The organism is Streptomyces sp. NBC_01454 (genome assembly GCF_036227565.1).
In the GTDB taxonomy this organism is placed as follows: Bacteria; Actinomycetota; Actinomycetes; order Streptomycetales; family Streptomycetaceae; genus Streptomyces.
This window is the reverse complement of the sequence record NZ_CP109460.1, coordinates 1,407,581-1,421,949: the sequence shown is the minus strand read 5'-3', so window position 1 is coordinate 1,421,949 and position 14,369 is coordinate 1,407,581. Positions and strand designations below refer to the sequence as shown.

Below are 14,369 nucleotides of genomic sequence, written 5' to 3'. Positions count from 1 at the left end.
TACGGACCTCTGATTCCGGCGCGGGAAGACGTCCAGTCAGTCATCGGGAGGGCCCATGACTCTGAAGATACCGGCCGCTCTATGGGACCGGCAGTACGCCGCGGGCCTGCTGCAACGCTACTGGGCCACCCGCGCCGACGGGGCGCCCGTATACACCGGCTCACGCTTCGAACGCCTCGGAGGCGGAGGTGACCGCCGAGAGGTGAGGAACTGCTTCACCGCCGAGGACTTCGTCGCCGTAGCCACGGTCGGCGCCGGCAAACTGCTGGCCCGCAAGCGCCCCCGCCTCCTGCCCGTCTATGACGCGGTGGTCAAGAAGGTCTTCGAGCGTCCTGTGTCAGACCTGACCTTCTGGTCCGACATGCGCACTGAACTCCGCAGCGACGAAGGGGCACTCGTGTCCCATCTCGAGCAGATCCGAGACCTGGCGGGGATCGGGAGGGACATCGGCGTGCTGCGGGTCCTCGACGTGGCAGCGTGGATGCATGGCAAGGGATCTGGTCACTAAGAAGCCGCGCAGATAGGCGACGGGTGGAGGCCAGCTGACAGGCGGGACAGGCCCAGGTTCTGTGATCATGGAGTTGCGACGCTCTGTGATCAGGGGAGACCTGTGCCTGCGCTGCCATCGTGGCTGACCTAACCGCGTGGGACCAGTTTGCTGCCCTGTTGCCGCAGCGGCCCGAGTTCGATCCGGCCCACCCGTTGGGCTGCCACCGGCGCCGGATCAGCGACAGGATCGTGTTCGACAAGCTCCTGCAAGCCCTTCGCTTCGGCTGCTCCTACGAGGCGATCGCGGACTGCACCTGCTCAGCCACCACGATCCGTAACCGCCGGGACGAGTGGATACGCCTGGGGCTGTTCGCCCGGCTGAAGCAGATCGCGCTCGACGCCTATGACCGCATCGTCGGTCTCATCCTCGATCAGATCGCCGTGGACGGAGCCATCACCAAGGCCCCCGGCGGCGGGGAAGTGGCCGGACGCTCACCGGTCGACCGGGGCAAGCAGGGCATGAAGCGTTCAGGCATGACTGACGGCTACGGCATCCCCCTTGGCTGCGTCCTCGTCGGCGCCAACCGTCACGACTCGCCGCTCCTGGCACCAACTCTCGATTTGCTAACTGAACTTGGGCCACTGCCCGACGAGATCACCGTGCACCTCGACGCCGGTTATGACTCGGCCGCGTCGCGTGCTGTGCTCGGCGAGCGGGGCTGTATGGCCGGATCGCCCATAAAGGGGCTAAGGCACCGGTCCAGGCCACCCGGCGATGGCACGTGGAACGCTCCCACGCCTGGCAGAACGCCTTTCACCGACTCGCACGCTGCTACGAACGTCGGGGCAGTGTCATCGAAGCCTTCTTCGACCTCACCGACACAATCATCACCGTCCGTAGCCTAATCCGTCGAGCCTGGACCACCCACCGTTGGGATACACGCCCGAGACGCCGACCATGACCTGCTGCCGCTGTGGGGACTCCTTGGACAGACGGTGGGTGGGCGTCGGACCTGGTTGACTCTCCCACCGTGGGAGAGTTCAGGGTGGGGTGCATGCACGTCGGCGACGCGGGTTTGCGGGGCATTGGGGAGATTGCGCGGAAGACCGGGCTGTCGGTGAAGCTCATCCGGCACTGGTCCGACGTCGGGGTGGTACCGCCGGCCGGGCGTACCCCCGCCGGGTACCGCGTCTACAACTCCGAGTCCCAGGCCCGTCTGGAGCTGGCACGGACCCTTCGGGACCTGGGTTTGGGATTGTCGCAAATCCGCGATGTCCTCAACCGCGAGCACACGCTCACAGAGGTGGCTACCGCCCATGTCGACGCGCTGGAGGTGCAGATCCGCGCGCTGCGCACGCAGCAGGCGGTGCTGCGCTCCGTCACCCGCCGTTCCACCACCGCCGAAGGACTTGCCTTCATGACTCGAACCGCCCGCCTGTCAGCCTCCGAACGACGCATGCTCATCCAGGAGTTTGTGACCGAGGCCCTCGCGGACCTGGACGTCCCGGCCTACCGCCGCGGGCTGCTGGCCGCTACCCCGGATCTTCCCGACAATCCCACCGACGAGCAGGTCGACGCCTGGATCGAACTGAGCGAACTGGTATCGGACCCTGCCCTGTGCACTGGAGTACGGCGCATTGCCCAATACGCCGCCGAGCATGCGCCCGGCGACCATGACGACCGCACACTGCAAGAAGCCCGGCAGCTCACCGACGACTGGACGCAGCGGGTAAACACGGCCATACACGCCGGGATCGCCCCGGACTCACCCGCAGCCGACCAGGTGGTGGCCGCCGTCGTCACCGCCTGGATCCCCACACAGACGCACACCCGCAACGCCGTGCACACCGACGGAGCACCGGCCCGTCGCGTACTGCTGGACCAGCTTGAGATCGTCTGCGACACCAAGGTCGAGCGGTACTGGCAACTGATGTGCATCATCAACGGCTGGCCTCTACGGCCCAGCATGGCAGCGGCCGGGAACTGGCTGAAGACCGCACTGCGCACCAACCCTGCTCCCGGCGCCCGCGCCGAGGAACTCGGCACCCTGTACGACACGGAGGTCGACGCTTGGCAGCCCGCAGGAGTGCTCGACGGCTGCGCCAGGATTCTGGCCGCCGTGAACGATCTCGTCCGCGCCGTCGGCCCGGACCAGTTCAGCCTGCCGACCCCCTGCGCACAGTGGGATGTGCGCACCCTGCTGGACCACTTGGTCTGGGAAAACCTGCTGTGGGCCGGCCTGGCCAACGGTGCCCCTCGCTCCGATGTCACCGCCGACCACCTCGGCGAGGACCACATGGAAGCGTTCCATGCCGCCGCACAGGCTTCGCTGGCCGCCTTCCGCCGCCCCGGCATGCTCGATCAGCGGTACGGGCCCGCACCGGGGCGACGGCTCGTCGAGCAACTGGTCATCGAGATGCTGGTGCACAGCTGGGACCTGGCCACAGCCATCGGACACCCACGTGACCTCGTCCCGGACCTCGCCGAGTCAGCCCTCCCGGTAGTACGGGAGATCTGCGGCAGCCTGCCGCGGACACCCGGCGGCTCCTTCGCCCCACCCCAGCCTGTGCCCCACGACGCGTCCGCCCTCGATCACCTCGCCAGCTACCTCGGCCGCACCGTCAGCTAACCTCCGGGCCCCTCAGCACAGCAGCCGACGATCGTGGACTGGACGGTGAAGTACACAAGCAGGTCCGCCAGCGGGAAATTCCGGCGGAGAGCCTCGTCACCGCCTATCTGCGCGACCTCTAAGGTTCAGGCCTCTGCCGTCGGGGACCTGCGCTCTCACGGCAGAATTCGCCCGCGCTGTGCAGGGCGAAGAACGGGATCGATCTCTGTCAGAATTTCGTGCAGCGCACGAGCCCCCAGGGCAACGCGGTCGTTGGCGTCCCGCGACATCTCCTCACACAGCCGTATCGCGCTGTCTCGATCGTCGGAGAAGATGCCGAATACGTCGACGATCGCGGTGTGGATCCATTCACTGTGATTCGAGTCGGCGACTGGCAGTGCGGAAGCGACTATCGTCAGCCCGACCCTGTCCTTTCGCCGGAGCAAGGCTTCCACGGTCCGCTGGGTGACGAAGGTGTCATCCGGGTCGAGCACGAGCGCCAGCAGCGGCTCGAGGGCCTCCTGCATCTCGGCGAACCCTGCCAGGCCGTGACCGGCATCCGCTCGGTCACGGTAGTCATGACTTCGCCCGAGCTCGCCGAGCACCACGACAGCTGCATGCCGCAGGTCACTGTCCACCTGCTTGCCCACCCCTCCCACGATTTCCGGCAAAGTACCATCGAGGCCCCCCACAGGGTGATCGCCAGGGCAGTGCCAGAGTGCTCCCGCCACCCAGCGGCACGTGGCCCATGAGAACAAGAAGCGGCGCGGGGCGGGCGCCTACACCCTCGCCTCATCTCCGTTCGGGAAGACGATCGTTCGCCGCCTGCGGGGGGGCGCTGCATCCGACTGAGGATGAATTCATCGACTTCAGCACTTCCCTTGATCGGGCGGCTATCGAAGTAGAAGTCGGTCATGAGTATGACCGGCCGTCATTCCCTGCACCCCCGCGAGTTCATCCGCTCGGATCCTCACCGAACGCCCCCGCCGCACCCCCTCCCTCGCCCTCCGCCTGGCCGTTGCGGCGGTTGAAGACGGGCAGCGCCCGCACCAGGTCCGGGGGAAGGACGAGGCCCTGTTCGGTGGACGGGTTGACCGCCAGCCACAGGTCGTCCGCCGGCCAGTTCGCGGCCAGCTCCACGACGGGCAGGCGGAGCGCGGCACCGGGATCGCCCCCGGCCGCCAGCAGCGCGTCCTCGGTGGTGAAGACGGGGACGTACCGGTTCCCGTCCTGTTCGATCACCGGCAGGGAGATGGTGCCCTCGGGGCGCTCCTCCTCGCCCTCGGCCGGCGGCGACTGCGGCAGCAGGGCCACGCTGGTCGCCAGATCGATCAGGGCGGCCTGGGTCTCCTCCGCCTCCTGCGCGGACGGGCCTCCCTCGGCGGCGGCCTCCGCCGGAGGCCCGTGTTCGTCGGGGCTGGAGCTGCTCATGGAGTGTCCTCTCGTCGGCCTTGCTCACCGGCACCCGCGCGACACGGGCCGGACGGGGGCCCCAGCCACCGCCGGACGCCGCCCAGCGGCACGGAGCCGGGGCACGCACGCCCCTACCACCAGGCTAGGCCGCCCCACGATCTCTGCAACGTCCCCGGTGCGGGCAGCGGTGGTGAGCACGAGTCGCCTGCGTGGTCGCACGGGGCCACCGGAAGGGGACAGCTCAGAATCTTCGGAGTCAGTCCGGGTGTCCTTCCCTACACTTGATCAGATGGCCAAGGACACCTCGCTCGCTCCCCTCGTGGTCGACCATGACCCTGCCTGGCAGGCGCGAGGACTCGCTCTCGCCGCGGAACTGCGCTCCGCGCTCGCCCCACTTGCGCTGCACGTGGAGCACATCGGCAGCACAGCGATCCCCGGCATGGCGGCCAAGCCGGTCCTTGACTTCCAGGTCAGCGTCGATGACCTCCAAGAGGCCGAGCGCGCCTTCGATCAGCTCCTGGCCGACCAGGGTTTCCAGCGGTCCGTCCACCAGCATGATCACGTTCCCGCCGGACGCGACGACGCGCCGGAGCGCTGGGCGAAGAGACTGTGGTTGCGGCGCGGGCATTCAGGCGAGGACGTCAACCTGCACGTCCGCGTCCTGGGCGCTCCCAACGAGCGCCTGGCGCTGCTCTTCCGCGACTGGTTCCGGTCTCACCCCGGGGCGGTTCCTGCCCATTCCCGCTTCAAGAGCACCCTCGCGGCCACCGTCGACGATGTCGGCGTCTATTCCGACGTCAAGGACCCCGTCGTCGATCTCGTCAGCACGGTCGCCGAGTCCTGGGCCGGCGAGACCGGATGGACGCCACACCCCGGCTCGAGCCCCCGAGTCTGACTCTTTGGCCATGGCCTGCCGGCAGTCCCGCGCCCGCCCCTCCGCCATTACCTCCCACGTAATCGCCCCCGCCCCCTCCGCCCGGCAAGCTGACGGCACCGGTTCACGGGCCGGCGCACTCCGGCCCGTGAACCGGCCTGTGGCAAAAGGCCGTTGATCCGTTGTGGATCACGTGGAGTACGAGGAAGAGGAGCAGGTCATGGCGCAGCGCGAGCGGCAGGGCGGGGAGCAGGGCGGCGTGGGGGACCGGTATGCGCAGGCCGTTGCGCGGTACTTCGAGGCGTGGAATGCCGCGGGGGAGGGGACGTTGGGCAAGGCCGTGGCCGCCGCGTTCGACGAGGGGGCCACGTATACCGATCCGCTGGCCGATGTGGCGGGGCACGAGGGGCTGGCGGCGGTCATCGCGGGGGCGCAGGCGCAGTTCCCCGGGTTTGTGTTCCGGCCGTCGGGGGGCGTGGACGGGCATCACGACATCGCGCGGTTCGGGTGGGAGCTGGTGAGTGCGGCGGACGGTTCGGCGCCGGTGGCCGGGTTCGACGTGGTGCGGCTGGGGGAGGACGGTCGGATCCGGTCCGTCCTCGGGTTTCTGGACCGGGTACCCGCGGCCTGATGAGGTCGCGGGTACCCGGGCGGAGGTCAATGCCGGAGCCGAGGCCGGAATGGGGGGCTGGGAGGCCGGCTCTGTCGGCCCGCCTCCTGGCCGTCCCGCCCCCGGCCCCGCTAGGACGCCGCTTCCCGCAGGTACGTGAGCGTTTCCGGGGTGGCGGGGAGGAAGGTTTCCACTGCCAGTTCGGAGACGGTCACGTCCATGGGGGTGTTGAAGGTGGCGATGGTCGAGATGAAGGAGAGCACGGTGTTGTCGTGTTCGAGCATCATGGGGAGGGCGAACGGCGCGTGGTCGCCGAGGGCCGCCCGCTCGCGGCCGCCCGGGGGCAGGGGGTAGCCGCTGACCTCGTCGTAGAGGGCGCGGAGGGGCGCGGAGCGCAGCAGGGCGAGCTGTCGCTCCATCTGGGCGAGAAGGTGGCCGCGCCACTCACGGTAGTTGCGGATGCGGGGGGCCAGGCCGTCCGGGTGCATGGTGAGCCGCATGGCGTTCAGCGGGGGCTCCAGCAGTGCGGGGTCGACGCCCGCCAGCAGCATGGTGATGCCGCGGTTCGCCGCCTGCACGTGGTAGGTGCCGTCCAGCACCAGTGCGGGGAAGGGCTCGTAGCCGGTCAGCAGCCGTTCCATGCCGGAGCGCAGGGCGGCCATCGAGGGGTCGTCCAGCGGGGTCTCGGGGAAGGTGGGGGCGTAGCCCGCGGCGATCAGCAGGGCGTTGCGTTCCCGTACGGGGACGTCGAGGTGTTCGGCGAGCCGGAGCACCATCTCCTGGCTGGGGCGTGAGCGGCCGGTCTCGATGAAGCTGATGTGGCGGGCGGAGGAGTCGGCGCGCAGGGCCAGTTCCAGCTGGCTGATCCGGCGGCGGGCACGCCACTCGCGCAGCAGGGTGCCCACACCCGTGATCGTCTCCGGCGAGGACGCCGCAGCAGTTGTCATGGCAGGGACGGTAGTCCAGACGCGTGCGGAGGCGGGCGCGGCCGTCTGGAAGGCAGGCGCGTGCCGCGGGGGCGCGGCGGAGGGGCGGGCGTGCCAGGCTGGAGGCGTCGTGGCTGCCGGGAAGCGGGGCGGCCCGGCGGGGACGGACACGTAGCGGAGCCGGCGCACCGGCGGACGGCTCACGGCGAGAGGCGGCGCACATGAATGCTCAGCTGGAACCGCTCAGCGACAAGGACATCGAGGAGCGCCTCGCGGAGCTGCCCGGATGGTCCGCAGAGGGGGACCTGCTGTGTCGCAGCTACCGGTTCCACGGGCACTTCCCGGCGGCCGCGATGGTGGTCCATATCGCGCAGATCCAGGAGGAGTTGGGCCATCATGCCGAGCTGACCCTCGGCTACAACCAGCTCGGCGTGACGGTGAACACCCACAGCGTCGGGGGCCGGATCACCCACCTCGACTTCGGGCTCGCCCGCCGTATCGAGGACATCGCACCGGCACACGACGTGCGCTGAGACGCGGGCGGTTCAGCTGCCGGAGCGCGGCCGCACCACCCGCCCGGCCCGCGCCAGCTCCACATTGAACTGCGCGCCGGACAGCAGCGACAGATGGGAGAACCACAGCCAGATCAGGAAGACCACCGGCCCGGCGAGCGAGCCGTAGAGCCGGTTGAAGGTGCCCACGTACGAGGTGTAGAGCGCGAAGGCGGCCGACGAGACCAGCCACAGCAGCACGGCGACCACCCCGCCGGGCGCCGCGCGCCGCACCCCGCGGGAGGTGGGCGGCCCGGAACGGAACAGCACCATCGCCAGCACCGTGGCCAGGAGCAGCAGCAGCGGCCACTTCAGCAGGTTCCAGGTCGCCTCGCCCGCCTCGCCGAGCCCGATCGTCCGGCCCAGCGCGGTCGCGAGCGGTCCGCTCACCAGTAGTGCCACCGCGCTGCTGATCAGCAGCGCCATCAGCAGCAGCGCCGTCATGAGGATGCGCGGTGCCTTGCGCCACGGCGGCCGGTCGTCCCGGGTACGGTGCATGGCGTGCAGCGCCCGGCGGAACACCGCCAGATAGCTGCAGGACGACCACAGGGCACTGACCATGGCGCCGCCGACCACCACCCACGCGGCGGTGCTCTGATGCGCCATGCTCAGCAGCGCACGGTGGACGGTCGGGCCGGACTGGGCCGGGGCGATCGAGCTGATCTGGTTGATGAGCTGCTCGGTGGCCGCCGGATCGGCGAGACCGACCAGCGACACCGTCACGATCAGCGACGGCAGCAGCGCCAGCACCGAGTAGTACGTCAGGCTCGCCGCCCAGTCCGTCACGTCGTCGTGCCACACGGACAGCGGCGTATGGCGCAGCGCGGTACGGCACTGGGCCCAGGTCGGCAGCGCGGCCGGCTGCCTGGGTCCCGCCGCCCCGAGCGCACGGTCCAGCAGCGTCCGGTCCATCCCGCGGCGCATACCGCTCCCGCCCATGTCGTATCCGTCCTCTCCGTCGGTCCGTCCTGCATCATCTCCCGCCGGCGCGCCGCCCGGGACACACCGGCCGCACCCCGCTCCGCCTACTCCAGCCCGCGTGCCCGCCGGAACCGCACCAGACCGTCCGCCAGTTCCACCACCGGATCCGGGTAGTCGTACGCGGCGCGCTCCGCCCCGGTCAGCTTCCACGGGCGGTGGACGGCCGCACCCGCCAGGCCGGCCAGTTCCGGCACCCAGCGCCGTACATAGTCGCCCCGCGGATCGAAGCGCCGGGCCTGGACCAGCGGATTGAGCACCCGGTTGGGCCGGGTGTCGGTGCCGGTGCCGGCCATCCACTGCCAGTTGAGCTGGTTGTTCGCGAGGTCGCCGTCCACCAGCAGATCCAGGAAGTGCCGCGCGCCCACCCGCCAGTCGGCATACAGCGTCTTGGTCAGGAAGCTCGCCACCAGCATCCGGGCCCGGTTGTGCAGCCATCCCTCGTACAGCAGCTGCCGCATTCCCGCATCGACCACCGGATACCCGGTGCGGCCCTCCTTCCACGCGCTCACCTCGTCCTCGTCGTGGCGCCAGTGGTCGTCCCTGGGGCGGTAGTCGGTGTGCGCCGCGCCGGGGCGGGCCGCCAGCACCTGATGGTGGAAGTCCCGCCAGGCCAGCTGCCGGACGAACGCCGCGGCGCCGGCGTCCGGGCGGGCGGAGGCCTTGTGCACCAGCTCGGCCGGCGAAAGACAGCCGAAGTGCAGATACGGCGACAGCCGGGACGTCGCGTCGCCCGGCAGATCGTCCTGCCGGTCCTGGTAGTCGGCCATGCCCGACCGCTGCCAGGCGGCGAACCGGCGGCGCCCCGCCCGCTCACCGCCCTCCGGCAGTGCCGGCGACTGCTTCCCACCCGGGCACAGGAACTCCGCCGACGGCAGCTCCCCGGCACGCACCCCCTCCGGGACCGGCACGGACCGCGGCGCGGACAGCACCGGCCGCACCCCCTCGGCCTGCCAGCGCCGGAAGTACGGGGTGAAGACCGCGAAGTGATCCCGGTCCGTCCCGGAAGGCAGCACCGCGCCCGGCGGCAGCGCCGTGATCACCGCGTCGTGCACCACCAGTGTCCGCCCGGCGCCCGCCAGCTCCGCGCGCAGCCGCCGCTCCCTGCGCAGCGCGTAGTCGCTCACCCCGGCCGCGAATGGACCTGCCCGGCGCCGGTCTCCGCCGCCACCCGGCAGGTCTCGGTGACCACGTCCCCCGTACGGATGACCAGCCGACCGCCGCGTTCCCGCAGTCCCGCGTCGAGATCCGCCAGCGCACCGGCCAGGAACGCCGCCCGGTTGGGGACCAGGAAACCGGCGTCAGCCACCCCGGAGTCCACCACGAACAGGGGTACCACCCGGGTCGCGGAGCGCAGCGCGGCCCGCAGCACCGGCTGGTCGTGCAGCCGGAGATCGGAGCTGAACAGGCAAACCGCTACATCCATGCCCTACGTCTACACCGAACGCGTGCCTCATGAGCCCGCCACCGCGGACGCCCGGCCGTCAGGCGAAGGGCAGATGGCGCCACGGCGACGACGGGTCCTGGGTCAGGACCCGGTGGAGGTGCAGGACCTGGGCGTACTCCGGGCCGAAGGCGCCGTTGTCGAACGCCAGCATCCGGCCGAGCGCATGGCCCGCGGCGAACTCCTCCCACGTGCCGTACGCCGCGCGGGCCCGCGCACCGGCTTGCTGCACGGCCTGCTCGGCCTGTTGCGGTCCGCACAGCCGGGCGCCCAGGCCCCAGCGGACGAGGCCGACGGCATGGGCGTGGTCCAGCGCGACGAGGGAGGTCACCCGGCCGTCCGCCGGCAGCAGGCCGTCCGCGCGGAACCGCTCCTCGTAACGGGTCACCAGCTCCGGGACGGCAGGCACCTCCGGGGCCCCGCCCGGCTTCCCGGCCGCGGCGTCCGCGGGCTCCCCGCCGGCCCGGGCGCGCAGTGCCGCCTCCGTCTGCGCCGGGACGAACTGCCCGCCGAGCAGCTGGTCGAGACGCTGCTGCCAGCCGGCCGGGTCGGTCACCGACCACTGGGTGCGCAGCGTCTCGGCGTCCGCGGCGTGGTCGAGGAAGGCCGTGCCGAGTTCGTTCCACGGCACGCTGTGGTGCACCGCGATCGGCGCGCCGCACGCCAGGCCCTGGGCGAGGGGGCCGTGCAGCGGCCCGCCGAAGTGGGTGACGAGCAGCCCGCCCGGCCGCACCCCGGCCCGGGAGCGGTGCTGCAGCCAGCCCATGCGGTGCGCGGGCGACGCGTCCAGATACGCGGCGCACGGCGTCCCGGGGTTGACCGCCAGGCGCCATTTGTCGTGCGGCCAGTCCTGTGCCAGCTCCTCCACCGACACCCGGTCGAAGAACTGCTGCGGCTGCCACGGCGGGAGCATGCCGCGGGTCAGGACGGGGATGCACCGGCCGCCCACGGCCGGGTCGTCGTAGACGGGCAGCGGGTCCTGCCCCTGCTGAGGTACCGCCAGATACAGATCCTCGCCGGCGATCGCCGCGAGCTGATCGTCCCGGTCGCCCCGCGCCGTCGCGTCGTACAGTCGCCGTTCGGTGTCCGTCGGCGGTATCCATCCCGGAGTAGCCACAGGCAGACTTTACGAGCCCCGCGGCCCCCGCCGGAAACCGGGGGTTGCCGCAACGGCAAGGATGATTGCACCTCCGCCGGTGGTGCCCCAGGCTCGCCGGCATGAGTCCTCACGAAGGCCCCGCCACCGGGCATCACCACGCATCCCACGACAGCACCGCTGTGGACTGGGCGACGCTCGCCTCGCACCTCGAACAGGAGGCCGAGCTGTACGCGCCGCTCCTCGAACAGGCCGTGGCCTGGCTGCGGGAGCTGCTCGCCGACGGGACCGGCGCCGGACCCGACGGGGTACGCCGGGTGCTCGACATCGGCAGCGGGCCGGGTGTCATCAGCTGTCTGCTGGCCCGCGCCTTCCCCGCCGCCGAGGTGGTCGCGGTGGACGCGAGCGCGGAGCTGCTGGAGCGGGCCCGCGGCCGGGCCGCCGGCCTCGGCCTCGGCGAACGGCTCCGCACCCATCTCGCCGACCTCCCGGACGGGCTCGACGCCCTGGGCGGCGGCGATGTCATCTGGTCGAGCAAGGCCCTGCACCACCTCGGTGACCAGCGCCAGGCGGTCGCCGCCCTCGCCGGTCATCTGCGGCCCGGCGGGCTGCTCGCCGTCTGCGAGGGCGGTCTGCCCCCGCGCTACCTCCCGCGGGACCTCGGCCTCGGCCGCCCGGGGCTGCAGTCCCGGATGGACGCGGTCGCCGACGAGTGGTTCAGCACGATGCGCGAAGCACTGCCCGGCTTCGTCCACGAGACCGAGGACTGGCCGGCGTTCCTCGCCGACGCCGGTCTGCGCACCCCCTCCACCCGCAGCTTCCTGCTCGATCTGCCGGCCCCGCTGTCCGACGGGGCCCGCGCCTTCGTCGTGGCTCACCTGAGCCACGGTGCCGAGAGGTGGGCCGACCGCTTCGACGAGGAGGACCGCACCACCCTCGCCCGCCTCACCGACCCCGAGGACGCCGCCGGGATCAGCCGCCGCCCCGACGCCTTCCTGCTGTCCGCGCAGACCGTCCACACCGCCCGCGCGCTGTAGGCCCCGCGACCGACGGCCGGCCCGCCGCGGCCGGCCGGGCCGGATCCGCGCGGACCCGGCCGGCGCCCGCCGCCCAGGCAATACGCTGGGCGGCGGGCCGCGACGGGGGCACCTCCCGCGCCCCCGGGGCGCGGTGACGGCATGGAGGGAGATCGGGTGGACAGCGACAGGAGCGACGGCGTCGGCGACTCCGTCCGCAATGTCATCTCGGGTGACACGGTCGTGGCCGGCCCGGTCGTGCAGGCCGGCCGGATCGAGTCCCTCACCTTCGCCGCGGCGCCGCCGCCCGCACCCCTGACGCCACGTCAAGTACCGCCGCCCCGCCCGGGCTTCGTCAACCGCACCGCGGAGTTCGCCGCCCTGGGCGAAGCGCTCGCCGCGTACGGCCCGGACAGCCCGCCGGCCACCATCGTGATCACCGGCCTGGGCGGCGTCGGCAAGACGGAACTGGTCTCCCAGTGGGTCTGGCGGGAGCTGGCCGAGCGCTTCCCCGACGGACAGCTCTACGTCGACCTCGCCGAGGTGCGCCGCGACGGCGGCATCGACGTCGGCGGCGTCATCGGCACCCTGCTGCGCGCCCTCGGCGTCCACGAGAGCCTCATCCCCGCGGGCACGGCGGACCGGTCCGCTCTGTTCCGCTCGGCGACCGCCGGCCGCCGGCTCCTCGTGGTCCTCGACAACGCCCAGCACGCCGCGGAGGTGCGGCCGGTGCTGCCCGGCCACGGACTCGTCGTCGTCCTGAGCCGCAAACGGCTGGCCTCCTTGGAGGTGGATGGCGCGGTGCCGCTGACGGTGGCCCCGCTCGACGCCGACGCCGGTCTGCAGCTGGTACGGCGCTGGCAGCACGCGGCCGCGGAGCCGGGCACGGCGTCCGGCACGGACCCCGGGGCGGCGGCCCGGCTCGTGGCGGCCTGCGGCGGTCTCCCGCTGGCGCTGCGCGCGGCCGGCGAATGGCTCATCGAGCGGCCGCACATGAGCCTGGAGGCCGTGGTCGACGCGCTGGCCGACGAACGGATCCGGCCCGCGGACACCGGCCGTTCGGTCGCGGCCGTCTTCGACGCGGTCACCGCGACCTTCTGCGCACACACCCTGGCCCTCTACCGGTTCCTGGGCGCCTTCCCCGGAACCACCTTCACCGCGGACGTCGCCGAGGCCGCGGGCGTGACCCGGTTCGAGGACGGGCTGCGCGATCTGCGCACCGCCCACATGGCCGTCGGGGCGGGCGCGCCGGGCCGGTTCCGGCTGCACGACGTGGTGGCCGCGCACGCCCGTGCGCGGACCGGCCCCGAGGAGGAGGTGCGGCAGGTACGGGAGGTGCGGCAGCGGGTGACGGACTTCTACCTCACCGCCGCGGCCCGCGCCGACCGGCTCGTCCTGGGACCGCGCCTGCGCCTCCAGGAAGCCCCGCCGGACACGTCGGCCCCCGAGGGCAGTCAGCAGCTCTTCCACACCGGCGCCGAGGCGCTGGAGTGGCTGGACGCCGAACGGGCCAATCTGCTGGCCGTGCTGCGGATGGCCGCCGACGAGGGGCGGCACGACGCGGTCTGGCGCCTGTGCGAATCGCTCTGGGCGCTCTACCACAGCCGCAAGCACTACGCCGACTGGATCGAGTCCCACCGGCTGGGCATCGAGGCGGCACGCTGGGAGGGCCGGATCGACGCCGAGGTCCGCATGCGCAACCAACTGGCCCGCGCCCACCACGCGTTGGGCGAGTACGACCTCGCCGACGCCGAGCTGCGCCGCGCCGACGAGCTCCTGGACGCGGTGGCGGACGCCCGGCTGCCCGGCATGATCCGGGAGACCCAGGGGCTGCTGTGCCTCGCCCGAAGCCGCCCCGAGGAGGCCATCGCCCTCTTCACCCGCGCCCTGCACGCCAACGAGGGGGACGCCCACGGCATCGTGGTGCAGACCTACAACCTCGGCCAGGCGGTCCTCGCCGCCGGCCGCCCGCAGGAAGCCCTGGACCTGCTGGACGGCGCGATGGCGACGGCCCGGGCCGAAGGCGATGACGCCATGCGGCTGCGGATCGGCATCGTGCGCGGCCGCGCCTACCGGGCGAGCGGAATGTTCGAGCACGCGCTGGCAGCGGCCACCGATGCCGCGCTGCTGGCCGAGCGGCTCGGCCAGGTGGTCAAGCTGAAGGAGGCGCTGGAACTCGCGGTGGAGCTCGGTGACCGGATCCAGAACCCCCAGGTCCAGCGCGCCGGCCGCCGCATGATGCGGGAGCTGCGCCAACGCACCGGAATCGGCGAACCGGTGGACTGACGGCGACCTGCCGGGGCCTTTGCTCCCTTCCCCGGCGAGCGGGGTACGGACGCTACGATCGCCCCGGCCCCGCCGCC

At 71.9% G+C, this 14,369-nt stretch carries 12 protein-coding genes and 2 pseudogenes; 8 read left to right on the top strand and 6 right to left on the bottom strand.

Annotation, left to right across the window (positions count from 1 at the left end; all coding sequences use genetic code 11):
- Nucleotides 1-55 precede the first annotated feature (55 nt).
- From OIU81_RS06060 to OIU81_RS06050, 3 genes and pseudogenes are all read left to right on the top strand, one after another.
- The gene (locus OIU81_RS06060) at nt 56-508 is read left to right on the top strand and encodes a DUF6308 family protein (protein WP_329144609.1); all 453 of its coding nucleotides are present in this window, start codon (nt 56-58) and stop codon (nt 506-508) included.
- Nucleotides 509-610: 102 nt separating this feature from the next.
- Nucleotides 611-1,451, top strand: a pseudogene (locus tag OIU81_RS06055) (IS5 family transposase).
- Nucleotides 1,452-1,544: 93 nt separating this feature from the next.
- Nucleotides 1,545-3,119, top strand: coding sequence for a TIGR03086 family metal-binding protein (locus OIU81_RS06050; RefSeq protein ID WP_329144607.1), 1,575 nt, complete (start codon nt 1,545-1,547; stop codon nt 3,117-3,119).
- 155 nt (nt 3,120-3,274) lie between these two features.
- On the opposite strand, the gene OIU81_RS06045 is transcribed toward OIU81_RS06050, so the two are convergent.
- Together OIU81_RS06045 and OIU81_RS06040 are read right to left on the bottom strand one after the other, a co-directional pair.
- Nucleotides 3,275-3,748, bottom strand: coding sequence for a hypothetical protein (locus OIU81_RS06045; protein ID WP_329144605.1), 474 nt, complete (start codon nt 3,746-3,748; stop codon nt 3,275-3,277).
- Between the two features lie 304 nt (nt 3,749-4,052).
- Nucleotides 4,053-4,529: an SseB family protein gene (locus OIU81_RS06040; RefSeq protein ID WP_329144603.1), complete on the bottom strand. Its 477-nt coding sequence runs from the start codon at nt 4,527-4,529 to the stop codon at nt 4,053-4,055.
- 271 nt (nt 4,530-4,800) lie between these two features.
- On the opposite strand from OIU81_RS06040, the gene OIU81_RS06035 reads away from it, so the two are divergent.
- Nucleotides 4,801-5,406, top strand: a complete 606-nt coding sequence (locus tag OIU81_RS06035) for a GrpB family protein (protein WP_329144602.1) — start codon at nt 4,801-4,803, stop codon at nt 5,404-5,406.
- Nucleotides 5,407-5,605: 199 nt separating this feature from the next.
- Nucleotides 5,606-6,016 carry a nuclear transport factor 2 family protein gene (locus tag OIU81_RS06030; RefSeq protein ID WP_329154915.1) on the top strand — a complete coding sequence of 137 codons (411 nt, stop codon included), beginning with the start codon at nt 5,606-5,608 and terminating at the stop codon, nt 6,014-6,016.
- Nucleotides 6,017-6,126: 110 nt separating this feature from the next.
- On the opposite strand, the gene OIU81_RS06025 is transcribed toward OIU81_RS06030, so the two are convergent.
- Nucleotides 6,127-6,942, bottom strand: coding sequence for a helix-turn-helix domain-containing protein (locus OIU81_RS06025; protein WP_329144600.1), 816 nt, complete (start codon nt 6,940-6,942; stop codon nt 6,127-6,129).
- 200 nt (nt 6,943-7,142) lie between these two features.
- Between OIU81_RS06025 and OIU81_RS06020 the strand changes: the two genes are divergently transcribed.
- Entirely contained in the window at nt 7,143-7,454 is a 312-nt protein-coding gene (locus tag OIU81_RS06020; protein WP_329144599.1) for a 4a-hydroxytetrahydrobiopterin dehydratase, read from the top strand.
- A gap of 12 nt (nt 7,455-7,466) precedes the next feature.
- Here the strand turns inward: OIU81_RS06020 and OIU81_RS06015 are convergent, their stop codons facing one another.
- The 3 genes and pseudogenes from OIU81_RS06015 to OIU81_RS06005 form a co-directional block, all read right to left on the bottom strand.
- Nucleotides 7,467-8,411, bottom strand: coding sequence for a YihY/virulence factor BrkB family protein (locus OIU81_RS06015; RefSeq protein ID WP_329144597.1), 945 nt, complete (start codon nt 8,409-8,411; stop codon nt 7,467-7,469).
- Nucleotides 8,412-8,497: 86 nt separating this feature from the next.
- Nucleotides 8,498-9,876: pseudogene (locus tag OIU81_RS06010) on the bottom strand (cryptochrome/photolyase family protein).
- 58 nt (nt 9,877-9,934) lie between these two features.
- Nucleotides 9,935-11,011, bottom strand: a complete 1,077-nt coding sequence (locus OIU81_RS06005) for a DUF1266 domain-containing protein (RefSeq protein ID WP_329144595.1) — start codon at nt 11,009-11,011, stop codon at nt 9,935-9,937.
- A 101-nt stretch (nt 11,012-11,112) separates the two neighbouring features.
- On the opposite strand from OIU81_RS06005, the gene OIU81_RS06000 reads away from it, so the two are divergent.
- A complete protein-coding gene (locus tag OIU81_RS06000) occupies nt 11,113-12,027 on the top strand; it encodes a class I SAM-dependent methyltransferase (protein WP_329144593.1) in 915 nt (304 codons plus the stop codon).
- 156 nt (nt 12,028-12,183) lie between these two features.
- Nucleotides 12,184-14,292, top strand: a complete 2,109-nt coding sequence (locus OIU81_RS05995) for an NB-ARC domain-containing protein (RefSeq protein WP_329144591.1) — start codon at nt 12,184-12,186, stop codon at nt 14,290-14,292.
- Nucleotides 14,293-14,369 lie beyond the last annotated feature (77 nt).